General features: G+C 59.0%; 19 protein-coding genes. 12 read left to right on the top strand and 7 right to left on the bottom strand.

Annotation, left to right across the window (positions count from 1 at the left end; all coding sequences use genetic code 11):
* Nucleotides 1-7: 7 nt before the first annotated feature.
* Nucleotides 8-1,012 carry a ubiquinol oxidase subunit II gene (cyoA, locus tag F1529_RS04990; RefSeq protein WP_155132622.1) on the bottom strand — a complete coding sequence of 335 codons (1,005 nt, stop codon included), beginning with the start codon at nt 1,010-1,012 and terminating at the stop codon, nt 8-10.
* A 153-nt stretch (nt 1,013-1,165) separates the two neighbouring features.
* Between cyoA and F1529_RS04985 the strand changes: the two genes are divergently transcribed.
* Nucleotides 1,166-2,473, top strand: coding sequence for an MFS transporter (locus tag F1529_RS04985; RefSeq protein ID WP_155132619.1), 1,308 nt, complete (start codon nt 1,166-1,168; stop codon nt 2,471-2,473).
* Nucleotides 2,474-2,853: 380 nt separating this feature from the next.
* Here F1529_RS04985 and F1529_RS04980 read toward each other — a convergent pair whose 3' ends face one another.
* Nucleotides 2,854-3,963 carry an NADH:flavin oxidoreductase gene (locus tag F1529_RS04980; RefSeq protein WP_155132616.1) on the bottom strand — a complete coding sequence of 370 codons (1,110 nt, stop codon included), beginning with the start codon at nt 3,961-3,963 and terminating at the stop codon, nt 2,854-2,856.
* Between the two features lie 262 nt (nt 3,964-4,225).
* On the opposite strand from F1529_RS04980, the gene F1529_RS04975 reads away from it, so the two are divergent.
* From F1529_RS04975 to F1529_RS04965, 3 genes are all read left to right on the top strand, one after another.
* Nucleotides 4,226-4,687, top strand: coding sequence for a helix-turn-helix domain-containing protein (locus F1529_RS04975; protein ID WP_155132613.1), 462 nt, complete (start codon nt 4,226-4,228; stop codon nt 4,685-4,687).
* Nucleotides 4,684-5,316 (top strand): N-methyl-D-aspartate receptor NMDAR2C subunit, encoded by a 633-nt coding sequence (locus tag F1529_RS04970; protein WP_155132610.1) that lies wholly within the window; start codon nt 4,684-4,686, stop codon nt 5,314-5,316. The genes F1529_RS04975 and F1529_RS04970 overlap by 4 nt, the downstream gene beginning before the upstream one ends.
* Nucleotides 5,317-5,537: 221 nt before the next feature.
* Nucleotides 5,538-6,398, top strand: coding sequence for an IS110 family transposase (locus F1529_RS04965; RefSeq protein WP_230457708.1), 861 nt, complete (start codon nt 5,538-5,540; stop codon nt 6,396-6,398).
* Nucleotides 6,399-6,613: 215 nt separating this feature from the next.
* Here the strand turns inward: F1529_RS04965 and F1529_RS04960 are convergent, their stop codons facing one another.
* From F1529_RS04960 to F1529_RS04940, 5 genes are all read right to left on the bottom strand, one after another.
* Nucleotides 6,614-7,972: a hypothetical protein gene (locus F1529_RS04960; RefSeq protein ID WP_155132607.1), complete on the bottom strand. Its 1,359-nt coding sequence runs from the start codon at nt 7,970-7,972 to the stop codon at nt 6,614-6,616.
* Between the two features lie 356 nt (nt 7,973-8,328).
* Nucleotides 8,329-8,850: an NlpC/P60 family protein gene (locus F1529_RS04955; protein ID WP_155132604.1), complete on the bottom strand. Its 522-nt coding sequence runs from the start codon at nt 8,848-8,850 to the stop codon at nt 8,329-8,331.
* Nucleotides 8,851-9,035: 185 nt separating this feature from the next.
* Nucleotides 9,036-9,710 carry a ribulose-phosphate 3-epimerase gene (gene rpe / locus F1529_RS04950; protein WP_155132601.1) on the bottom strand — a complete coding sequence of 225 codons (675 nt, stop codon included), beginning with the start codon at nt 9,708-9,710 and terminating at the stop codon, nt 9,036-9,038.
* 89 nt (nt 9,711-9,799) lie between these two features.
* Nucleotides 9,800-10,465, bottom strand: coding sequence for an N-acetylmuramate alpha-1-phosphate uridylyltransferase MurU (gene murU / locus F1529_RS04945; protein ID WP_370456959.1), 666 nt, complete (start codon nt 10,463-10,465; stop codon nt 9,800-9,802).
* On the bottom strand, nt 10,462-11,466 hold the full coding sequence (locus F1529_RS04940; protein ID WP_155132598.1) for an aminoglycoside phosphotransferase family protein: 1,005 nt from the start codon (nt 11,464-11,466) through the stop codon (nt 10,462-10,464). Before F1529_RS04940 ends, murU begins: the two co-directional genes overlap by 4 nt.
* Before the next feature lie 90 nt (nt 11,467-11,556).
* Between F1529_RS04940 and F1529_RS04935 the strand changes: the two genes are divergently transcribed.
* The 8 genes from F1529_RS04935 to F1529_RS04900 all read left to right on the top strand — a co-directional run bounded on the left by F1529_RS04935 (nt 11,557) and on the right by F1529_RS04900 (nt 22,230).
* The gene (locus tag F1529_RS04935) at nt 11,557-13,836 is read left to right on the top strand and encodes an LPS-assembly protein LptD (protein ID WP_039926349.1); all 2,280 of its coding nucleotides are present in this window, start codon (nt 11,557-11,559) and stop codon (nt 13,834-13,836) included.
* Entirely contained in the window at nt 13,829-15,157 is a 1,329-nt protein-coding gene (locus tag F1529_RS04930) for a peptidylprolyl isomerase (RefSeq protein WP_155132595.1), read from the top strand. Before F1529_RS04935 ends, F1529_RS04930 begins: the two co-directional genes overlap by 8 nt.
* A 167-nt stretch (nt 15,158-15,324) precedes the next feature.
* Complete coding sequence (gene pdxA, locus F1529_RS04925) at nt 15,325-16,332, top strand: 4-hydroxythreonine-4-phosphate dehydrogenase PdxA (RefSeq protein ID WP_155132592.1); 1,008 nt, start codon at nt 15,325-15,327, stop codon at nt 16,330-16,332.
* 69 nt (nt 16,333-16,401) lie between these two features.
* Nucleotides 16,402-17,214, top strand: coding sequence for a 16S rRNA (adenine(1518)-N(6)/adenine(1519)-N(6))-dimethyltransferase RsmA (rsmA, locus tag F1529_RS04920; protein ID WP_155132589.1), 813 nt, complete (start codon nt 16,402-16,404; stop codon nt 17,212-17,214).
* Entirely contained in the window at nt 17,211-17,627 is a 417-nt protein-coding gene (gene apaG / locus F1529_RS04915) for a Co2+/Mg2+ efflux protein ApaG (protein ID WP_155132586.1), read from the top strand. Before rsmA ends, apaG begins: the two co-directional genes overlap by 4 nt.
* Before the next feature lie 96 nt (nt 17,628-17,723).
* Entirely contained in the window at nt 17,724-18,530 is an 807-nt protein-coding gene (locus tag F1529_RS04910; RefSeq protein ID WP_370456958.1) for a symmetrical bis(5'-nucleosyl)-tetraphosphatase, read from the top strand.
* 325 nt (nt 18,531-18,855) lie between these two features.
* Nucleotides 18,856-20,778 carry a PrkA family serine protein kinase gene (locus F1529_RS04905; protein WP_007148870.1) on the top strand — a complete coding sequence of 641 codons (1,923 nt, stop codon included), beginning with the start codon at nt 18,856-18,858 and terminating at the stop codon, nt 20,776-20,778.
* A gap of 171 nt (nt 20,779-20,949) precedes the next feature.
* Nucleotides 20,950-22,230, top strand: a complete 1,281-nt coding sequence (locus F1529_RS04900; RefSeq protein ID WP_155132583.1) for a YeaH/YhbH family protein — start codon at nt 20,950-20,952, stop codon at nt 22,228-22,230.

Here is a 22,230-nt window from a genome sequence, read left to right as displayed (position 1 = left end):
GAGAGAATTATTCATGGTGGCCTCCATGGGACTGATGGCCGGCATGATCTTGGTGATCCGCATGCTCAGCCTTGGCATCGCCATGGTGACCGGCGTGCTTGTCCATGCCGCCGTGGTACATCATGTCTTCCATACAGGTCTGGCCCGGCTCCACACAGCGGTTGAAAATGCCGTAGTAAAGCGTCGGATCCACCTGGCCGTAATAGCTCACCGGGTCGCCGATGCTCGGTTCTTCCAGTTGCAGGTACTCATCACGGCTGAGGTTGCCGTCGCTGGCTTTCACCTCCGCAACCCAGCTGGCGAAGTCCTCTTCGCTCAGCCCGTGGAAATCAAACTTCATCTGTGAATAACCGGCGCCACTGTAGTTGGCCGAAAAGCCCTTGTAGACGCCCGGCTCGTTGATCACCCCATGCAGCTTGGTCTCCATGCCCGCCATGGCATAGATCTGCCCGGCCATGGCCGGAATGAAGAAGGAATTCATCATGGTAGAGGCGGTGATCTTGAAGCGGATCGGGTGATTCACCGGCGCCGCCAGCTCATTGACGGTGGCAATGCCCTGCTCCGGGTAGATAAACAGCCACTTCCAGTCCAGCGCCACCACTTCCACGGTGAGCGGCTCCAGGCCCACCGGCACCGGGGTCTGCGCATCAATGCGGTCCAGCGGGCGGTACGGGTCCAGTTTGTGGGTACTCACCCAGGTCATGGCGCCCAGCGCGATGATGATCATCAGCGGAACAGACCAGATCACCAGTTCCAGCACGGTGGAATGGGTCCAGTCGGGCTTGTAGTTGGCCTCGGTGTTGCTTTCCCGGTAATGCCAGGCAAACCACAACGTCAGCACGATCACCGGCACAATGACCAGCAACATCAGTACGGTTGCCCAGACGAGCAAATCCCGCTGTTGCACGGCCACGTCACCAGAGGGGGACATCACGACTGCGTCACAGCCCGACAGCAAGGCAGCGACAAGCAACGTCAACGACGCTCCACGCAAGTATTTGAATAATTGCATTGGCGAATCTTCTGGTTGGCTTTTAGGTAGACAGGACTCTATCCAAGGGCATGAGTAGCCGGTATTGGACATTTTGTCCCATAGGCTTAAAGTCCTAACCATACTTGATGGACATCAAGGCACAAACAACAACTCTGGTGAAGAGCGCACAACATGTCGCAGACCTATCCGGCTTCCATGCCAAGCCAAAAAAGCCACGCCTCCGTGGCTCCCAACGAGATCGCCGTGGGCGTGGTCATCGGCCGTACCTCCGAGTATTTCGACTTCTTTGTATACGGCATCGCCTCCGTACTGATCTTTCCGCAGCTGTTTTTCCCCTTTACCGGCCAGCTGCAGGGCATGCTCTATTCTTTCATGCTGTTTGCCTTGGCTTTTGTGGCACGCCCCTTCGGCACCGCCCTGTTCATGTGGATCCAGCGCCAGTGGGGCCGCGGCATCAAGCTCACCGCCGCGCTGTTCCTGCTGGGCACCGCCACCGCGGGCATCGCCTTCCTCCCCGGCTATGAAAAACTGGGCGGCTACGCCATCGCCCTGCTCGCCCTGTTCCGGGTAATACAGGGCGTCGCATTCGGCGGCTCATGGGATGGCCTGCCTTCCCTGCTCGCCCTGAACGCCCCCAAGGAAAGCCGCAGCTGGTACACCATGATCGGCCAGCTGGGCGCACCACTGGGCTTTGTGATCGCCAGCGCCCTGTTCCTGTACCTCTATAACAGCCTGAGCGCCGCGGACTTCCTGGGCTGGGGCTGGCGTTACCCGTTCTTCGTGGCGTTCGCCATCAACGTGGTCGCCCTGTTTGCGCGCCTGCGCCTGGTGCTGGGTGAGGAATACACCGAAGCCATGCAGGAAAGTGAACTGGAACCCATCCGCACCAGCGAGATGGTGCGCGAGGAAGGCCACAATATTTTCATCGGCTCCTTCGCCGCCCTGGCCAGCTATGCGCTGTTCCATGTGGTGACCATCTTCCCGCTCTCCTGGATCGCCTTCCAGGGCAGCCAGACCACCGCCGAAGTACTCACCGTACAGGTGCTGGGGGGCTTCGTGGGCATCATGGCCACCATCGGCTCCGGCTGGATCGCCGCCCGCATCGGCAAGCGCACCACCGTGGGCGCCCTGGCGGCCATGATTGGCGTCTTCAGCCTGCTCACGCCGCTGTTGATGGGCGGCACCCCGGTCATGCAGGACACCTTTATCCTGCTGGGCTTTGCCCTGCTCGGGGTATCTTACGGCCAGGCCTCCGGCACGGTGACCGCCAACTTCGCCCCGCGCTTCCGCTACACCGGCGCCGCCCTCACCTCCGACTTCGCCTGGCTGTTCGGCGCCGCCTTCGCCCCCCTGGTAGCCCTGGGCCTGTCCGCCAAGTTCGGACTCATGTCGGTGACCGTGTACCTGCTGTCCGGCGTGATCTGCACCCTGCTGGCGCTGGCGGTGAACCAATCGCTGGAGGATCAGGGCGAGGACTAAGCTGCAAGCTACAAGCCTCAAGCTGCAACGCGGTTTGAGGCCACAGCGGACTGAGACACAGAGGCCGCGCCCAGACATTGGGCGCGGCCTCATTATTTCTGAAACCCTATTCGTAGGAGCGTCGCTGGGCGGCGCGATCACCAGCCTATGAAGCGAGTGACGAGTTTCGAGTTACGAAGACCAGGCTTCTGGATGGTTCAAGGTTGTGCCTTTCGAGCCTCGCTTCTCGTAACTCGCAACTATTTTGATCGCGCCGCCAGCGACGCTCCTACGGAAGACAAAAACAAAAGGCCGCGCCCAGACTCTGGACGCGGCCTTTATGTATCAGACCCGACAAACCCGGGCCCGTGTTGTAGCTTGCAGCTTGAAGCTTGTAGCTCTTAACTCAGAGAGCCCAACGCCGCCTTGGTAAACGGCGCAATCTCTTCTTCCTTGCCTTCGCGCATTTTCACCAGCCAGTTCGGGTCCTGCAGCAGGGCACGGCCCACGGCGATCATGTCGAACTCGTCGTTGTCCATGCGGCGCTCCAGTTCGTCCAGCCCTGCCGGGTTGGCGGTGCCTCCCATGCCGTCCGGGCTGTTGAGGAAGTCCCCGTCCAGGCCCACACTGCCCACGGAAATCACCGGCTTGCCGGTAATTTTCTTGGTCCAGCCCGCCAGGTTCAGGTCGGAGCCTTCAAATTCCGGCAGCCAGAAACGGCGAGTGGAGGCATGGAACACATCCACACCCGCGTCCACGAAGGGCATCAGGAAACGTTCCAGTTCTTCCGGATTCTGCGCCAGCTTCGCGTCGTAATCCTGCTGCTTCCACTGCGAGAAGCGCAGCACGATGGCAAAGTCTTCACCTACCGCTTCGCGCACCGCCTTGACGATTTCAATGCCGATACGGGCACGGTTCTCGATGGAACCACCGTATTCGTCATCACGCTGGTTGGTGCCTTCCCAGAAGAACTGATCGAGCAGGTAACCGTGGGCACCGTGAATCTCCACGCCATCAAAACCCACGGCTTTGGCGGCCTTGGCGGACTCGGCAAAGGCACGCACCACATCCTGGATATCTTCCTTGGTCATGGCATGGCCATTTTCCTTGCCCGGCTTGAACAGGCCGGACGGGGAATAACCGGGTACATCCTTGTCCGGGCCAATACCCGGCTTGCGTACCGAACCCACATGCCACAGCTGCGGAATAATCTGGCCGCCAGCAGCGTGCACCGCATCCACGACTTTCTTCCAGCCCGCCATGGCCTCGTCACCATAAATGGCCGGCACCCGCTCGTAACCGTTGGCAGCCTTGTGGCCCACAAAGGTCCCTTCGGTGATGATCAGACCCACCTCTCCCTCGGCACGGCGCTGGTAATACCCCACCACCTGATCGTTGGGCACATATCCCGGAGAAAACGTACGGGTCATGGGCGCCATGGCCACCCGGTTACGCATTTTCAGGGACTTGTGTTCAAAAGGACGCAGCAGGCTATCCAGGGAACTACTCATGGGGCTCTCCTAATCAGTCTTATCTATTCACTCTCTAGGCCGGGCCAGATACGGGCTCGGTTTGAGCATTCGGGGTAACAAAAAAGGGGCCAGCAATGGCAACCACCCTCGCAATGGCCCTTTCAGCAGCGCTTTCAGAAGCACTCGCTCAATAACAAACAGAATCAGCGCATCCGCCCTCACGGGCGGTCAATTCAATTTGGTTGCGTAATAAAACCTTATTTGGTTTCTTAATGCAACCTTTCTGATCTATACTGCCGCCATGACACGTAAACGCTTCGACGATATGGGCTGCTCGGTAGCCTGCGCCCTCAATGAGGTCGGTGACTGGTGGTCCCTGCTAGTGGTCAAGCAGGCCATGCTGGGCACCCGCCGCTTTGTGGATTTCCAGCACAGCCTGGGCATCGCCAAGAACATCCTCTGCAACCGCCTGTCGCGGTTGGTGGATAACGGCGTGATGGTGCGTGTGGACGTGGGCGAGCACGGCAAGCGCTACGAATACCGCCTCACCGACAAGGGCCGCGACCTGTTTACCGTGGTCACCGCCCTGCGCCAGTGGAGCGAGCGCTGGAACGGCGAGAAAGACACCATGCAACTGGTGGACGGCCAGAGCGGCGAGCCGCTGGCCCCGGTAGTGGTTAATAACCGGCAGGGCAAAGTGCTCACCGTGCGGGATGTGCGCTTTGTGGATGAGGATGGCAAACCCTGGGAGGACGTCGGGTGACTGCCGTGTCAGCGCTGCAAAAACGCTGGAACCGTGTCGTCGCTCCGCTACTGCCCAAGCCGCAAGCCACCTGGCAACAACTGGCCTCCCACTACAGCGAGCCCCATCGCCACTATCACACCCTGGATCACGTCGCCGCTTGCCTGAACTGGCTGGATCAATACCACCACCTCGCCGCAGACCCTCTATGCATTGAACTGGCCCTGTGGGCCCACGATGTGATCTACGATCCCCGCGCCAGCGACAACGAAGCCCGCAGCGCCGACTGGTTTGCCCAGCAGTTTGCCGATAGCACCCTGACCAACGCGCAACGCAATCGAGTACACGCACTCATCCTGGCCACCATCCACCCGCACCCACCCACGGACCCGGACATGGCACTGCTGCAGGATATCGACCTGAGTATTCTTGGGGCAGATGCGGAATTGTACGACCGGTATGAAGGGTGGATTCGGCTGGAATATGACTTTGTGCCGGAGGAGGCGTTTCGGAAAGGGCGTAGTGCGGTGTTGCAGAGTTTCCTGGATCCGGGGGTGATTTATCACACGGCTGAGTTGAGAGAGCGGCTGGGAGTGTCTGCGCTGAACAACCTTAGGCGCGCTCTGGCGAAGCTGTCCGAGGACTATTAGTACACGCTTTGGGAAATGTGTGGAAGACCTCGTATCTTGAAGATGCCGAGATAAAACAGGATGGTAACCCTGATGAATCGGCCGGGCCGATTGAGACTGGCAAGACTTTAGGCAATTAGCCTGTGGGTCAGATGAGTCCGTCGGTCCGTTGTCTCTTTCATCTATTTCGAAGGGTAACTTAGGTCGGGCAGCATGCCCAGAGCCTGGATACGAGGAAGATCATGATGAATGAGCATGCCGTTGGCATCGACGTGTCCAAGAAGAAACTCGATATTTGCGTTGTCTCTGCCAACAAGACCAAAACCAAAGTTCTTAAGAACACGCCAGCAGGTCATGGTGAATTGGAGAGATGGTTAAGACAGCTCGACCTGCCAAAAATAACGCCCGTTGTCCTTGAGGCTACAGGCCCTTACAGCGAAAGAGTCGCGATAATGCTCGCTGATGCTGGCTGGGCAGTAAGTGTCGTAAACCCAGCTCGCATAACGGGTTTCGCCCAAAGTGAATTAAACCGAAACAAGACAGACAAAGCGGATGCCAAACTCATTGCCCGCTTTGCACAGAAAGCAGAACTTCAACTCTGGCACCCCCCGAGCCTGGCTGTGCGGGAACTACGCGCCTTGGTTGACCGGCTACAAGCTTTGATAGATATGCGTCGGCAGGAGCTGAACAGGCTTGAGGCCATTGATCAGGGATCGGTAATCAGCGTTGAGGATATGGTTAGAGAGCATATTGATTGGCTGAATAGCGAAATCAAGAATGTACAATCTGAGATTGATGACCATATTGATGGCAACCCCGAGCTGAAACATGACGCCGAGCTGATGGAGAGCATTCCTGGTATCGGTAAGCGAGCTTCCGCCCAGTTCTTGGCTTATATCGGAGATGTCAGACGCTTTAAAAGCGCAAAGGCCCTAGCCGCGTTTATCGGTGTCACACCTCGACAGAAACAGTCAGGCACTTCCCTGAATGGACGGAGCAGCTTATCTAGGGCCGGACACACCGCTGCCAGAAAGGCGCTGTTCATGGCTGGCAGGTTGCTAAGCATCACAACCCCGTCATCATCGCCATGGCCCAACGCCTAGAACAACGTGGGCTGACCCCATTAATCGCTTAAGACCTCTGAGGAATTCCGGGTCAGATATTGCCTTTTTCTAGCTGCGTACTAGCTGGCGCACGGAGCAAGACCCACCCCCAAATTCCCCAGGAAATGGAAAGCCTCACGATCAGAGGAAACCGTGAGACTAACGGGTGGCTTTCTGTGGTTGTAGGATGGGGCTCGATTAGAATTTACATAGTATCAATCATTACGCTTCATCACGTAATTCCGAAAACCTCCTGAATTCGCATCTCGTGTGGTAAAGGAAAAATACTTCCCGTTTCGACTCGATAGCATCTGGCTACCCACTTCAGCAGCACCCGCATACAGAAAGGCTGGCATAGTGTATGTCGTTGCTGATACATCTACAGATTCTGGAAATTTAGCATCAACCAAGGCTGTAAGGGTTTCAAAAGAGTCTGTGTTGAAGTCATAGAAGTAGACACCAGGAGAACACTCAAACTCTGTGCACCCATTAATAAGCGCAGCAATTATTTCATGATCAAAATAGTGACTTGACATCACAACATATTCCGCGCCGTCAAAGGACAAAAAATCAGGACCAAAGCTACTTCTTTGCTGGCAACCACTCGAAAGGCTGCAGACTCCTTTCTGCGTTAATACATCTTGTCTAGAGTTAATCGCCAATGGCGCCACATACTCTCCTGTCTCAGGATCCATCCAATCAATTTCCACCGTGGACAAGAGTGGCAGAATAGGACCGTCAGGAAGTTCAACGCGATGAACTTTACCGGGAGAAACCGAGGCATCAGGCTCCATGATGAAATACGCTACGTCACTACCAAATTCGGACGTAAAAAAAGACAATTCCGCCTCAGGGCTAATTTCGCCAATGAGCTGAGGAAAAGATTCAAGAGGATTATCCACATCATCCAATACCATGGATACGGCATCGTTTTTATAATATGTAGCTTTCAAAGTACCATTACTACTCCCATTGCTATAAACAGCATCAGGCAAATCGAAAACGATTGTAGAGCCAGACTGATTGGTATAAACCCCGTTCCCCGCAACGTTCATCATAATACCAGCAAGAAAAAAACCTGCCCAATCTCCAGGGTCTACATTCTGATCGAGGTAATCATTATCAATCAGAGCACAACCTGGGTTGGTCCAAACACCACGAACAGCGTCTTCCACCAAGCCGGAAATCGGGCAGCGCCAAGTTTGCCAGCGCTTCCCGTTAGGGTGCAACTTTTTCCCTATATACACCTCATCACCTATAGAGGTAATTGCCATACCAGCTATTGGCTGAGCCAGATAGGTTCTGGTTTCGAGGTCATAAATATAACTTGCCTGCCCTGTCACCCCTAGAGTCCGATCACCGCCATCCGGGCTCCAGGTCAAACGCGTTCCTGCCATCAATCCAGCATTGTTGATGCTTGTAGGCATGAATTGCCGCACATCACCAACAGCATTGGTAAACTCGTCCCCCAAAGAAATGGGGAGACGACGGAGTTCATAATCGTCTATCCCGCTAATAGCCGAAGCAGACAGTGACAATAAGCCCACCTTTAAAACTGTTTGATACTTTGACATTTATCTTCCTTGATAGTTGTTGTTTTATCGTGCACCTTTTTTATGCAAAGCAGGTCTGGGGAGGGGCTGGGGATCAGGTCTTGCCCCGTGTCCCCAGAGAACCAAGCTAACCCCCCTCCCCTTAAACCGAAAGTTCACTTTATCTGAGCAACTTACAAAAATATGTAAGCCATATCCTACAAATTCAACTTACGCGCGGGTGAAAACGGGCAGGGATTCGATAAACGAAGAGGCCGGGGCAGGAGGCTTCTTGGCGGCAAGGATTGCCGCTTTTCTAGCGGGTTTCGCCTTGGTGCTGTGATTTCGGGAGACGCGGGGAATCCAGGTAATTTCTTAAGAGCAATACCGAACGGGCGCTACCGATTCACCAGCCGCCTGGCCTTCCAGTAGCGTTGCCTCCAATAGGGATTGTTGAGGGACGACTGCATGACGCCGCTACTCACCGACGCGTGCATAAATTCATCCTCACCCATATAGATTCCCACGTGGCGATTGCCCGGGCCGGTTTTGAAGAACACCAGGTCGCCCACTTCCAGTTCGTTGCGAGCCACGGGTTCGCCTTCCTGCATCAGGGCAGAAGTAGTGCGGGGGACTTTCATGTTCAGCTGCGAAAGGAAGGTGAGATAGACGAAGCCAGAACAGTCCACGCCTTGCGGGCTGAGGCCGCCGTATTGGTAAGGCACGCCCTGCCAGTCTTCTTTCTGGGCGAGCAAGCTGTCGAGGATCAGGGTCTGCCGGGGTGGCAGCTCCTGTGGGATTTCGGCTATTTCAGGTTGGGGAGATTGCCGCTCGGGGGGCACCAGGCTGCAGGCTGCCAGGCTGGTTAATACCAGGAGCAGGAAGGGAAGCCGGACAGGAATGGAGGTATAGCGGGGCATGGCGTGATAGTGATGGCTGACTTAAGGAGTCAGGCAGCCGGGCGGCGGGAAGGTTCCATAAGAACCATCTTGATGTAGGAGCGCCACTTGAGGCGCGAACCCGAGCCTTGGCGAGGGCATTCAACCGACCCTTCGCTTTAGCTCAGGTTCGCGCCTCAAGTGGCGCTCCTACAATGGGTTCGCTGCTAGGCTTCAGCCAGCTCGTCGCGCATTTGCTGGATGACGGCGGCGTAGTCGTCTTTGCCGAAGATAGCGGAGCCGGCCACGAAGGTGTCGGCGCCGGCGGCGGCAACTTCGCGGATGTTCTTCTCGGAGACGCCGCCATCCACTTCCAGACGGATATCGTAGCCGCTGGCGTCGATCAGTTGGCGCACGGCGCGGGTCTTGTCCAGCGTGGAAGGGATGAATTTCTGGCCGCCGTAGCCCGGGTTCACGCTCATCAGCAGGATCATGTCCAGCTTGTCCATAACGTATTCCAGGCAGTCCGGGCGGGTGGCCGGGTTGAGGACCAGGCCGGCCTTGCAGCCGTAGCTCTTGATCAGCTGCAGGGAGCGGTCCACGTGCTGGCTGGCTTCCGGGTGGAAGGTAATGTAGCTGGCGCCGGCTTCGGCGAACATACTGATCAGTTCATCCACCGGGCTGACCATCAGGTGCACGTCGATGGGGGCGGTGATGCCGTGGTCTCGCAGGGCCTTGCAGACCATGGGGCCGATGGTCAGGTTGGGCACGTAATGGTTGTCCATCACGTCGAAATGGATCACATCGGCGCCGGCCGCCAGCACCGCGTCGCACTCTTCCCCAAGACGGGCAAAGTTGGCGGCAAGGATGGAGGGGGCGATCAGATAGTCCTGCTTGGGCATGGGGCATCCTCAGTGTAAAGACAGTTGCGAGTGACGAGTTTCGAGTTGCGAATAACCGACGCTCCGACAAAACCATTTTCGGCGCTGGATCAGGTGCTCTTGAGTAACCGATCCAGTTCGTCCAGGCGCTCCGGGGTGCCGATATCCCACCACTGGCCGCGGTGGTGTTCACCGCTGGCGGCATCTTCCGCCATGGCCGCCCGCAATAGCGGCGCCAGTTTCGCTTCGCCGTCGGGCAGGCTGGCGAACACGGCGGGATCAAAGCGGCCAATGCCGGCATAGGTGAGCCTGGGCTCGGCATTATCGCGCAACCGACCGGCGTCTGTCAGATGAAAATCCCCTTGCGGGTGGTGCGCCGGGTTATCCGCCAGCACCAGATGCACCGGGTCCGGGCGATCCTCCACCAGCCGGGACAGATCAAAATCGGTCCAGATATCGCCGTTGACCAACGCAAAGGGCTGATCGCCCAGCAACGGCAGCGCGCGCCTGATGCCCCCGGCGGTTTCCAGCGGCGTGCCTTCGTGGGAGTAAACGATGGGAATGCCGTAGCGGGCACCGTCACCCAGCGTGGCCGCCAGCGTCTCGCCCAGCCAGCCGGTGTTGATGACCAGGGACTCGATGCCGGCGTCACGCAGCGCCTCGATGTGGTATTCAATCAGCGCCTTGCCCCCCGCCTGCAGCAGCGGCTTGGGGGTGTGATCGGTGAGTGGGCGCATGCGCTTGCCGTAGCCGGCGGCCAGGACCATGGCCTTCACGCATCGTCCTCCAGCTGATCAAGCACCCATTCCAAGTCCGCCAGCTCCGGGCGACGGGCAATCACCGTGCGCAGATAGGCAAAGAAACGGGGCACATCGCCCAGGTACTTGGGTTTGCCATCGCGATGGCAGATACGCGCAAAGATGCCGATAACCTTGAGATGGCGCTGGGCGCCCATCAGGTCGCAGTCGCGCAGGAAATCTTCAAACGCCACAGGGACCGGCAACCCGGCGGCCGTGGCCTTGTCGAAATATTCGCGCAGCCAGCTGAGAACGCGCTCTTCCGGCCAGCTCAGGAAGGCATCCTTGAACAGGCTGATCACGTCATAGCTGATCGGCCCGGCCACCGCATCCTGGAAATCGATCACCCCGGGATTCGGGTCGGAGACCATCAAATTGCGCGGCATGTAATCGCGGTGCACAAACACCTGGGGCTGCGCCAGGGCAGAACGCATCAGCACATCGAACACCCGGTCCAGCCGCTGACGCAGCTCCCCGGTGACCACCTTCTCGCGGTGGCGGAACAGGTACCACTGGGGAAACAGCTCCAGTTCCCGCTGCAACAACGCCTCATCGTACTCCGGCAAGCCGGTGGTATCGGTATGCAGTTGCTGGGTAATCAGGGCATCGATGGCGGCGCTGTACCAGTCGTTGGCATTGGCTTCGGTCAGGGCATTCAGCCAGGTCTGCGTGCCCATATCACTGAGCAGCAAAAAGCCCTGCTGCAAATCCTGATGGACAATGGCCGGCACGTGCAGGCCGGCCTGTTTCAGGCGCCCGGCGATGTCCACGAAGGGGCCGCAATCTTCCTGTTCCGGCGGGGCATCCATGGCCACCAGGCTGGTGCCACCCTGAAAATAACGGAAATAGCGACGAAAACTGGCATCCGCCGACGCGGGCTCACCGGTCACCGATTCACCCAGGTACGCACTGACCCACTGGTCCAGAGCGTGCTTTCTCGGGTCCGGGGTTACTCCGGATTTACTTTTATCAGGCTGCATTGCCTTCCTTGTTCGATTACACTGCCGCTTTTGGTGGACGGAAAGTCTCGCCCGCCATAAAGCGGCCTTTTTACCTGTTCTGAGCAGCTGATGCCACTGCCCATACCACGATTATTGATTCCTGCCCTGCTGCTTGCTTCAGGGGCCAGCCTTGCGGAAAACGACCTGAACTGGGTTGACCGCGAAGAGATGGCCACGTTCCCTGCCGTGCAGCAGCGCCCGATACCGGATTGGTGCGGCGGCATTTACTATAACCCCAGTATCGGCACCCCCGTAGCGGGCAGCGATACAGTGGTGACCGCCGATCACTCCACGCTTACCCAGGACGGCTTGATCAAACTGGACGGCGATGTGCTGATTGAACAGCCCGGCCGTCGCATTACCACCGACATTGCCGAGCTCGATCAAACCACCGGCAAATTCGAGCTGGAAAGTGGCATGCGCCTGGAAAGTGACCGCGCCACCTTTATTGCCGACAACATGAGCGGTCAGACTCGCCGCAAGGAAGGCAGCCTGCAAGGGGTGCGCTACTCCATGTTCGACAATGGCGCCCGCGGCAACGCCGATTATATCTTTCTGAACCAGAACACCACCACCATCACCAACGGCACCTATACCACCTGCGCCCCCGGTTCCAACGGCTGGGTCATGCAGGGGGATCGTATTTTTCTCGACCGGGACAAGGGCTGGGGTGAAGCCAACAACGTGGTGTTGAAGGTCAAGAGCATGCCGATCTTCTGGCTGCCCTGGATGACCTTCCCCATCGATGACCGGCGCAAGAGCGGCCTGCTGTTCCCGACGTTGTCCGTGGGTGACAGTGGCGGGCTGGATATCTCCCAGCCCATTTACCTGAACCTGCACCCGCAGTTCGACGCCACCATCGCCCCCCGCTATATCGATGGCCGTGGCAGCGGCGTGGACAGCGAATTCCGCTACCTGTCCCGCTGGGGTGAAGGCAGCCTCAGCTACGGCGTGCTGTTTAACGACCGCAAGTTCGACAACGAAAATCGCCAGGTGGGCCGCTGGACGCACAACGGCAACATCAACCGCTGGAGCCTGGAGACCGATTTCACCTATGTCTCCGATGACTTCTACTTCAAGGATCTGGATACCGGGCTGGAAATCAGCTCCCAGACCCACCTGCCCCGGCTGGCAGAAGCCCGCTACTACGGGCGCACCTGGCAGGTACTGGGCCGGCTGCAATCCTGGCAGACCATCGACCCCACCCTGGACGACGCTGACCTGCCCTACCGACGCCTGCCCCAGCTGCAATTGACCGGCGACCCGACACTCTACGGCCCGGTGAAAGGGTTGTGGCTGTCCGACGTTACCGCCTTCGACCGCAGTGACTCCGACGACAGCGGCAAAGCCACCGGCCTGCGTGGCCACATGGCCCCGGCCCTGAGCATGCGCCTGCAAAAACCCTGGGGCTACGTGGAACCCCGCACCCGGCTGTACCACACCCAATACCAGCTTGATAACGTGGACGCCAATGCCGAAGACAACCCGGACATGACCACCTGGGGCGCCAGCCTGGACTCCGGCCTGTTTTTCGAGCGCCCCGGCAACTGGTTCGGCTCTACCTATACCCAAACACTGGAACCGCGCCTGTTCCTCAACAAGGTGGCCTACGAAGACCAGAGCGAACTCCCCAACTTCGATTCCGGCGAGCTGACCTTCTCCTACAACTCGCTGTTCCGGGAAAACCGCTTCATCGGTTACGACCGTATTGGCGACGAAGAAAAATTGGCGGTAGGCCTGACCAGCCGCTTCCTGCATGATGGCACCGGCCGCGAGCAGCTACGCCTGCGCGTGGCCCAGGGCTTCTATTTTGAAGACCGCAAAGTGATCACCGATCGGGCCGTGGAAGACCCCACCGACGACCAGACCCCGGTTATCGGTGACGCCCGTTGGAACTTTGCACAGGATTGGTACCTCTACTCAGAAGCCCAGTGGGATACCGAAGAGAACAAGCGCGAACGGTCCAACTTCCAGATTGGCTATAACGACCGGGAGCGCCGCGTCGTCAACCTGGGCTATCACGACCGCCCGGCAGACGACATCCGCGAATCGGAAGTCAGTGCTATTCTGCCGGTTCACCGACACTGGCGGCTGGTTGGCCGCTGGATGTACGACCTGGACAACCAGCGCACACTGGAAACCATGGCCGGTGCCGAATACCGCAATTGCTGCTGGAAGCTGCGACTGCTCAGCCAGCGCGAGCTGGTAGATGACAACGGCGACGGCAACCTCGAGGCGGACAGCACCATCTGGTTCCAGATCCAGATGATCGGCCTGGGCGGCTTTGGCGGCCAGGTGGATTCCCTGCTGGAGCGCAGCATTCCGGGATACAGGAGACAGTATGATTGATAGAACGCTGCACGCTGCACGTCGCACGCTGCATGCCAGACACACCCTGCTTGGCCTGTTGGCCATGGCCGTGCTGATGGTGCCGGCCTGGAGCCAGGCCAAGGTGCAGATGCTTGACCGCATTGTCGCCGTGGTTAACGACGGCGCCATCATGGCCAGCGAGCTGGATGAGCGAATCAACACCATCGCCCTGCAGTTTCAGGAAAAAGGCCAGCAACTGCCGCCCCCGGCGGTGATGCGCGAGCAAGTGCTCGATCGCATGGTGCTGGAGCGCCTGCAGCTGCAACTGGCCGAACGGGGCGGTATCAAGGTCGACGACGCCAGCCTCAACCAGGCCCTGGCCGGCATCGCCCGCCAGAATGGCATGAGCCTGGAAGACTTTGCCGCCGCCCTGCGCCAGGACGGCTACGACTGGCCCCAGTTCCGCGAACAGATTCGCGAAGACATGGTGATCTCCCGCCTGCAACAACGCAGCGTGGCCTCGCGCATTCAGGTAACCGACCGGGAAGTGGATCGCTTTCTGAGCTCGGAACTGGGCAAGCAGATGTTCCAGGAAGACTTCCACCTGGGCCACATCCTGGTCCGCGTACCCGCTGAAGCCAGCCCGGAAGACGTCACCCAGGCCCGCAGCAAAGCCGAAAGCATCGTCAAAAAGCTCAATGACGGTGGCGACTTCCAGCAACTGGCGGTGGCCGAATCCGATGGCCCCAAAGCGTTGGAAGGCGGCGATCTGGGCTCACGCCCGGCGGCACAATGGCCCACCCTGTTTGCAGAAAACGCCATCAACCTGCAAAAAGGCGAGATTTCCGAACCACTACGCTCCGGCGCCGGCTTCCATATTCTCAAGATGATCGACCGCAAAGGCGGTTCCGAGAAAGTCGTTACCCAGTATCAGGTCCGCCATGTGCTGATTAAAACCGATGCCCTGACCAGCGCCGAGCAAGCCCACAAACAGGCGATACGACTCCACGACGAAATCGCCGCCGGCGAGCGACAGTTCAGCGACACCGCTGCCGAATTCTCCGACGACCCGGGCAGCGCCCGCAGCGGCGGCGAACTGGGCTGGGTCAACAAAGGGGAAATGGTCCCGGAATTCGAGGACATGATGCTCAACACCCCCGTGGGTGAGCTGTCCCCGGTGTTCGAAAGCCAGTTTGGCTGGCACTTCCTGCGCGTGGATGACGTGCGCGATGCGGACATGAGCGCCGAATTCCGCCGCATGCAGGCCACCCAGGCCCTGCAGAAACGCCGCTTTGAAGAAGAGCTGGAAACCTGGGTGCAGGAAAAACGCAGCGAATCCTATGTGGATATCAGGCTATGAAGGAACGCCTGACGCCTAACGCCGAATGCCTGACAACGCTTGGCCGTGCTAAAACGCAACGCCATTCCCTCCTGCACAAGGTAGAGGGTGCCCTCTCCCGTTTGCGGGAGAGGGACAGGGAGAGGGAATTGGCGTCCGGGGCCCGGCCTCAGGCATTCTGCTAACCCATGTCTCTCGCGCCGCCATCACCTATCGCCATCACCTATGGTGACCCGGCAGGGATCGGGCCGGATCTGGTCCTGACCCTGCCGGACGCCTTTGCCGATGCCCCGCTGGCGGTTATCGGCGATCGCCAGGTGCTGAGCGAACGGGCGCAACAACTGGGCCTGACGGTGCCACTGGGCGACTGGCAACCCGGCCAGCCACTCCCCACAGGCTGCCTGCCGGTCTGGCATACGCCCGCCGGCGCCAACGTCACCGCTGGCCAGCCGAACCCGGCCACCGCCACCGGCACACTCACCATGCTCACCCGCGCCGCCCAGGGCTGCCTTAACGGCACCTTCTCGGCCATGGTCACCGCGCCGGTGGCCAAGAATGTGATTTGTGAGGGCGCCGACCCGGCCTTCACCGGGCACACCGAGTTTCTCGCCGAACAGGCGGGGGTGGCGCAGGTGGTGATGATGCTCACCGCCCCGGACCGGACGCAGGATCTGCGGGTGGCCCTGGCCACCACTCACCTGCCCCTGAGCCAGGTTCCCGCGGCGATTACCCCGGCGGGCCTGATACGCACCCTGACCATTCTCCGTGACGATCTGATCGGCAAATACCGGATTGCCGAGCCTCGCATCATGGTACTGGGGCTCAACCCCCATGCCGGCGAAGGCGGCCATCTGGGGCGCGAAGAGCTGGATGTGATCATCCCCACCCTGGAGCAACTGCGCGCGCAGGGCATGGCCCTCACCGGCCCCCTGCCCGCCGACACCGCCTTCCAGCCGCACCTGCTGGAGCAGCACGATGCGGTGTTGGCCATGTATCATGACCAGGGCTTGCCGGTGCTCAAATACGCCGGTTTCGGCGAAGCCATCAATATCACCCTGGGGTTGCCGTTCATTCGCACCTCCGTGGACCATGGCACCGCCTTCGACCTGGCAGGCAGCGGCACCGCCAGCGCCAGCAGCCTGATCGCCGCCACGCGTCAGGCATTGGCGCTGGCCTCAGCGCAATGTGATGCCTGACGCTGCGCTGACTGCGCATTGATAAAACACGGATAAGACACACCACCCGGCCCCGACCTGAGACCCGCTATGACAGAACACCGCACCCGTAAACGCTTTGGCCAGCACTTCCTGCACGACCGCAATCTGGTCGACCGCATGATTCGCACCCTGGGCCTGCAAGCGGGCGACACCCTGGTGGAAATCGGCCCGGGCCGGGGCGCGCTGACGTACCCCTTGCTGGAAGAAATCCCGCATTTGCATGTGGTCGAGCTGGACCGGGACCTGATCGCCCTGCTGCGCCAGGAAAACACCCCCGACCGGCTGAGCATTCACGAAAGCGACGCCCTGCGTTTTGATTTCCGCGCCCTGAAACCGGCGGACAAGCCCCTGCGAGTCATCGGCAACCTGCCTTACAACATCTCCACCCCGCTGATCTTTCACCTGCTGGCCCAGGCTGACGCCATCAGCGACATGACCTTCATGCTGCAAAAGGAAGTTGTCGAACGGCTCACCGCCAGCCCCGGCACCCGCGACTGGGGGCGGCTGTCGATCATGGTGCAGTATCACTGTCAGGCGGATTACCTGTTCTTTGTACCCCCGGAGGCATTCAGCCCCCCTCCCCGGGTGGACTCCGCCGTGGTCCGGCTGATCCCCCACGCCAGCCCGCCGCATCCGGCGGATGACGAAGACCACCTGCGCAAACTGGTGGCCCAGGCCTTCACACAGCGGCGCAAGGCCATCCGTAATGGGTTAAAATCCTGGGTTAGCGCCGAGCAATTCGAAGCGCTTGGCATTGATGCCGGCCTGCGACCGGACCAGCTGTCCGTGGCCGATTATGTGGCACTGGCCAACATCAGCCGCCCGCACGCCGACGAAGACAAGGGAGAAAGCACGCCATGAGCGTCACCGAACAAGGCAACAGCGATACCGCCAACGGCGACTCCCGCCACGACATCCGGGTATCCGTGGAAACCGAATTCCTGCCAGACCAGAGCGACGCAGAAAGCGAACGCTGGGTCTTTGCTTACCACATCAGCATCCACAATCAGGGCGCCGTCAGCGCCCGCCTGCTGACCCGTCACTGGGTCATCACCGATGGCGAAGAGCGCGTACAGGAAGTCCATGGCGAAGGCGTTATCGGCGAACAGCCCCATATCGCCCCCGGCCAGACCTTCCGCTACACCAGCGGCGCCATACTGGAAACCGAAGTGGGCAGCATGCGTGGCAGTTACCAGATGATTGGCGAAGATGGCATCCACTTTGACGCACAAATCCCCGCCTTCACCCTTGCGGTACCGCATGCATTGCATTAACGCCGGCACGCATCACGCCGCACGCAACACGCAAACTGCGCCTTTGAGCGTGCCGCGTGTGGCGTGCTGCATGCAAGCGGGCGCCGGAGGCGCCTTGTGAGCGACTACGCCATTGGTGACCTGCAGGGCTGTCTGGGGGCGTTTGACTGTCTGTTGGAGAAAATCGGCTTCAACGCCGACCGTGACCGCCTGTTTCTCGCCGGGGATCTGGTCAATCGGGGGCCGGACTCGCTGGGCACCCTGCGCCGCGTTCACGCCCTGCGTGACAACGTGCATACCGTGCTGGGCAACCACGACCTGCACCTGCTGGCGGTGGCCAACGGCACCACCCACAGCAAACGCAAGGACACCCTCAGTGAGATCCTCGACGCACCGGATCGCGCTGAACTGCTGGGCTGGTTACAACAACAGCCCCTGCTGATTCCCCTGCCGGAACATAACGCGGTGATGACCCATGCCGGCATTCCGCCATTGTGGTCACTGGAGCAGGCCAGCCAGCGGGCGGCAGAAGTGGAAACGGTGCTCCGCAGCGACTCCGCCGACGCCTTCTTTACCCATATGTACGGCAACACCCCCGCCGGCTGGGACGAACAACTCAGCGGCACGGACCGCTGGCGCGTGATTACCAACCATTTCACCCGCATGCGCTTCGTGGATCAGGCCGGCGAGCTGGACCTGACCAGCAAAGGCGAGCCCGACCAGCCCCCCGTCGGGTTCATGCCCTGGTTCCAGCACCCCCGGCGGGTGCTCACCGACACCCGCGTCCTGTTCGGCCACTGGGCCGCACTGGAAGGTCACAGCGGGGTCGACAAAGTCGACGCACTGGATACCGGCTGCGTCTGGGGTGGCACTTTGACAGCATTGCGCCTGGACGATCAGGTGCGCATCCAGTGCGACTGCTAATCCGTCGTTAAGCACCACAAGCCGTTTCCCTCCTGCCATCTGGCAACCTTATACCTGCGGGGAAACCCGCCCCTGCAGCCCGGCAACACGCCTGATCAACGTTACCGACACCTCGTCATTTTTTAAAAAAAAGTTGCCCGCTTTTCTTTGACTTGTTCCGCCGTTTGGTTCCATGCTAAAGCCAAGACATGCGTTCAGGCGGCGATGACGCGCAGCCCGTTTCACCCTCTCTTAACGCCATAGCCGACTGACTTTTATCGATAAAGGAAAAACCCTGCATGTAGTTTTGTTGTGACAATGTGCGTTCCGCCAGGAGGAAGCAGGCATGAGTATAATCAGCCACTACCAGGCCCGGTTTGATGCGACCCAGCAAGAAGAAATGTCGCTGGAAGAGTACCTGGAACTGTGCAAGGACGACCCCAGCGCTTACGCCACTGCCGCTGAGCGCATGCTGATGGCCATCGGCGAACCGGAAATGGTCGATACCGCCCAGGACCCGCGCCTGTCACGCATCTTCTCCAACAAGATTATCCGTCGCTATCCCGCCTTCGACGAGTTCTACGGCCTCGAAGAAGTCATCGAAAACATCGTCAGTTATTACCGCCACGCAGCCCAGGGTCTGGAAGAAAAGAAACAGATTCTTTATCTACTTGGGCCGGTGGGTGGCGGCAAATCCTCCCTGGCCGAAAAACTCAAGGCACTGATGCAGAAAGTGCCCTTCTATGCCTTAAAAGGCTCGCCGGTAAACGACTCCCCCCTGACCCTGTTCAACCCGGAAGAAGACGGCCCCATCCTCGAAGAGGAATACGGCATTCCCCGCCGCTATATCCGCACCATCATGTCCCCCTGGGCGGTCAAGCGTTTGCATGAATTCGGCGGCGACCTGAGCCAGTTTCGCGTGGTAAAACGCTACCCCTCCATTCTCGACCAAGTCGCGGTGGCCAAAACCGAACCCGGTGATGAAAACAACCAGGACATTTCCGCCCTGGTGGGCAAGGTGGACATTCGCAAGCTGGAAGACTTCTCCCAAGATGACCCTGACGCCTACGCCTTTTCCGGGGGCCTGTGCCGGGCCAACCAGGGTCTGCTCGAATTCGTGGAAATGTTCAAGGCTCCGATCAAGGTGCTGCACCCATTGCTCACCGCCACCCAGGAAGGAAACTACAACGGCACCGAACACATGGGCGCCATCCCTTTCGATGGCATGGTGCTGGCGCATTCCAACGAAGCCGAGTGGCATACCTTCCGCAACAACAAGAACAACGAAGCCTTCATCGACCGGGTCTATATCGTCAAGGTGCCTTATTGCCTGCGCGTCACCGAAGAAATGCAGATCTATGACAAGCTGCTGCGCAACTCCAGCCTGCGCGATGCCCACTGCGCACCGGACACCCTTCACATGCTCGCGCAATTTTCCACACTCACCCGGCTGAAAGAACCGGAAAATTCCAGCATTTATTCAAAGATGCGCGTTTACGACGGCGAGAATCTGAAAGATGTGGACCCCCACGCCAAATCCATGCAGGAGTACCGCGATATGGCCGGCGTGGATGAAGGCATGGCCGGGCTCTCCACCCGCTTTGCTTTCAAGATTCTCTCCAAGGTATTCAACTATGACCACTCGGAGGTAGCAGCCAACCCGGTGCACCTGATTCATGTGCTGGAGCAGCGCATTGAACAGGAACAGTTCCCCCAGGAAAAATCGGAACAGTACCGCCGCTTCATCAAGGAATACCTGGTGCCCCGCTACGTAGAATTTATCGGCAAGGAAATCCAGACCGCTTATCTCGAATCTTACTCGGAATACGGCCAGAACATTTTCGACCGCTACGTAATCTATGCGGATTTCTGGATTCAGGATCAGGAGTTTCGCGACCCGGATACCGGTGAAATTTTCGACCGCCAGGCGCTCAATGAAGACCTGGAAAAAATCGAAAAACCGGCCGGCATTTCCAACCCCAAAGACTTCCGCAACGAAGTGGTCAACTTCGTCCTTCGCGCCCGCGCCAACAACCACGGCAAGAACCCCAGCTGGCTCAGCTACCAGAAACTGCGCGATGTGATCGAGAAAAAAATGTTCTCCAACACCGAGGACCTGCTGCCCGTCATTTCCTTCAACGCCAAAGGCAGCGAGGACGACCAGCGCAAACACAATAACTTTGTGCAGCGCATGGTATCGCGGGGCTACACGGAGAAGCAGGTAAGACTGTTATCCGAGTGGTACCTGCGGGTGAGAAAGGCGCAATAGGAGACGCAGCATGCTTCACGTAACACGCAACAACACGGCATAACGGTTTTAGCGTTACGCATTGCTCTCTCCGCGCCTGGCTCGATCGCGGAGACAACGTCAAAACCGCTCAAGCCCCACCCGTGTTGTTGCGACAAGCGTGTCGCGTGAAGCTGCTTCCGGAGGAAGCCCATGAGCTACATCATTGACCGTCGCCTGAACGATAAACGCAAAAGCACCGTGAACCGGCAGCGCTTCCTGCGCCGCTATCGTTCGCACATTCGCGATGCCGTCAACGATGCGGTCAGCCGCCGTTCCATCAAGGACATGGAGCAAGGCGAGCGGATAAGCATTCCCCGCAAGGACCTCTCTGAACCCATTTTCCATCACGGCCCCGGCGGGCAACGCAGCATCGTCCACCCGGGCAACCAGGAATTTCATCAGGGAGACCGTATTCGCCGCCCGGACGGTGGCGGCGGAGGCGGACCCGGCGATGGCCAGGCCAGTGACCAGGGCGAAGGCAATGACGAGTTCGCCTTCGAAATCGACAAACAGGAATTCCTGAATTTCCTGTTTGAAGACCTGGAGCTGCCCAATCTGCTCAAGCGTCACCTGGAAGGGGCACAGATCTTTCAACACCGTCATGGCGGCATCGTCAGCCAGGGCATGCCCGCCAAAATCAATATCGTCCGCTCCATGCGCCAGGCCTCCATGCGCCGCCGCGCCCTCACCGCCGCCACGCGCAAGAAAATACGCACCCTGAAAGCCGAGCGGGATGCACTGCTGGAACAGGATCAGTCGCCACAACGGCAAGCACGTTTGCACGAGCTGGATGAGCAGATCGCCCGGCTGGAACGCCGGGTGGAACGCATTCCTTTTCTGGACACGGTGGACCTGCGCTACAACCACCACGTCAAAGTCCCGGTACCCGTCAGCCGGGCGGTTATGTTCTGCATCATGGATGTGTCCGGCTCCATGAATCAGGACATGAAAGACCTGGCCAAACGCTTCTTTCTGCTTCTTTACCTGTTCCTTGAGCGTAACTACGAGCATATCGAGGTGGTCTTTATCCGCCACCACACCAGTGCCAAGGAAGTTAATGAAGAAGAATTTTTCTACTCCCGGGAAACTGGCGGCACCATCGTATCCAGCGCGCTGAAGCTGACCCGCGACATCATCGAGGAACGCTACCCGGTTGACGAATGGAACCTGTATGCCGCCCAGGCCTCGGACGGTGACAACTGGAACGATGACTCACCCGCCTGCGCCAAACTGATCGAAGACGAGCTGCTTCCCAAGCTGCAGTACTTTTCCTACGTCGAGGTCATGCCACGGGCCCACCAGGCACTCTGGGACCACTACCAGAACATTATGCAGCGGCACCCGTCTGCCTTTTCCATGGCCCAGATTGATGAGCCCGGGGAGATTTATCCGGTATTTCGCGAGCTGTTCAAAAAACGCATGGAGACCTGA

Source organism: Alcanivorax sp. VBW004 (genome assembly GCF_009718865.1).
Classification (GTDB): Bacteria; Pseudomonadota; Gammaproteobacteria; order Pseudomonadales; family Alcanivoracaceae; genus Alcanivorax.
This window is presented reverse-complemented; position numbering and strand designations above follow the sequence as displayed.

What these genes read in the sequence shown, in the direction of transcription:
- F1529_RS04975 (WP_155132613.1), top strand. Translation starts at nt 4,226, where the DNA reads ATGACACGTAAACGCTTCGACGATATGGGCTGCTCGGTAGCCTGCGCC.
- F1529_RS04940 (WP_155132598.1), bottom strand. Translation starts at nt 11,466, where the DNA reads ATGCAGCCTGATAAAAGTAAATCCGGAGTAACCCCGGACCCGAGAAAG.
- pdxA (WP_155132592.1), top strand. Translation starts at nt 15,325, where the DNA reads ATGTCTCTCGCGCCGCCATCACCTATCGCCATCACCTATGGTGACCCG.
- F1529_RS04965 (WP_230457708.1), top strand. Translation starts at nt 5,538, where the DNA reads ATGATGAATGAGCATGCCGTTGGCATCGACGTGTCCAAGAAGAAACTC.
- cyoA (WP_155132622.1), bottom strand. Translation starts at nt 1,012, where the DNA reads ATGCAATTATTCAAATACTTGCGTGGAGCGTCGTTGACGTTGCTTGTC.
- F1529_RS04985 (WP_155132619.1), top strand. Translation starts at nt 1,166, where the DNA reads ATGTCGCAGACCTATCCGGCTTCCATGCCAAGCCAAAAAAGCCACGCC.
- F1529_RS04935 (WP_039926349.1), top strand. Translation starts at nt 11,557, where the DNA reads ATGCCACTGCCCATACCACGATTATTGATTCCTGCCCTGCTGCTTGCT.
- F1529_RS04900 (WP_155132583.1), top strand. Translation starts at nt 20,950, where the DNA reads ATGAGCTACATCATTGACCGTCGCCTGAACGATAAACGCAAAAGCACC.
- F1529_RS04905 (WP_007148870.1), top strand. Translation starts at nt 18,856, where the DNA reads ATGAGTATAATCAGCCACTACCAGGCCCGGTTTGATGCGACCCAGCAA.
- rsmA (WP_155132589.1), top strand. Translation starts at nt 16,402, where the DNA reads ATGACAGAACACCGCACCCGTAAACGCTTTGGCCAGCACTTCCTGCAC.
- F1529_RS04930 (WP_155132595.1), top strand. Translation starts at nt 13,829, where the DNA reads ATGATTGATAGAACGCTGCACGCTGCACGTCGCACGCTGCATGCCAGA.
- apaG (WP_155132586.1), top strand. Translation starts at nt 17,211, where the DNA reads ATGAGCGTCACCGAACAAGGCAACAGCGATACCGCCAACGGCGACTCC.
- F1529_RS04980 (WP_155132616.1), bottom strand. Translation starts at nt 3,963, where the DNA reads ATGAGTAGTTCCCTGGATAGCCTGCTGCGTCCTTTTGAACACAAGTCC.
- F1529_RS04955 (WP_155132604.1), bottom strand. Translation starts at nt 8,850, where the DNA reads ATGCCCCGCTATACCTCCATTCCTGTCCGGCTTCCCTTCCTGCTCCTG.
- F1529_RS04960 (WP_155132607.1), bottom strand. Translation starts at nt 7,972, where the DNA reads ATGTCAAAGTATCAAACAGTTTTAAAGGTGGGCTTATTGTCACTGTCT.
- rpe (WP_155132601.1), bottom strand. Translation starts at nt 9,710, where the DNA reads ATGCCCAAGCAGGACTATCTGATCGCCCCCTCCATCCTTGCCGCCAAC.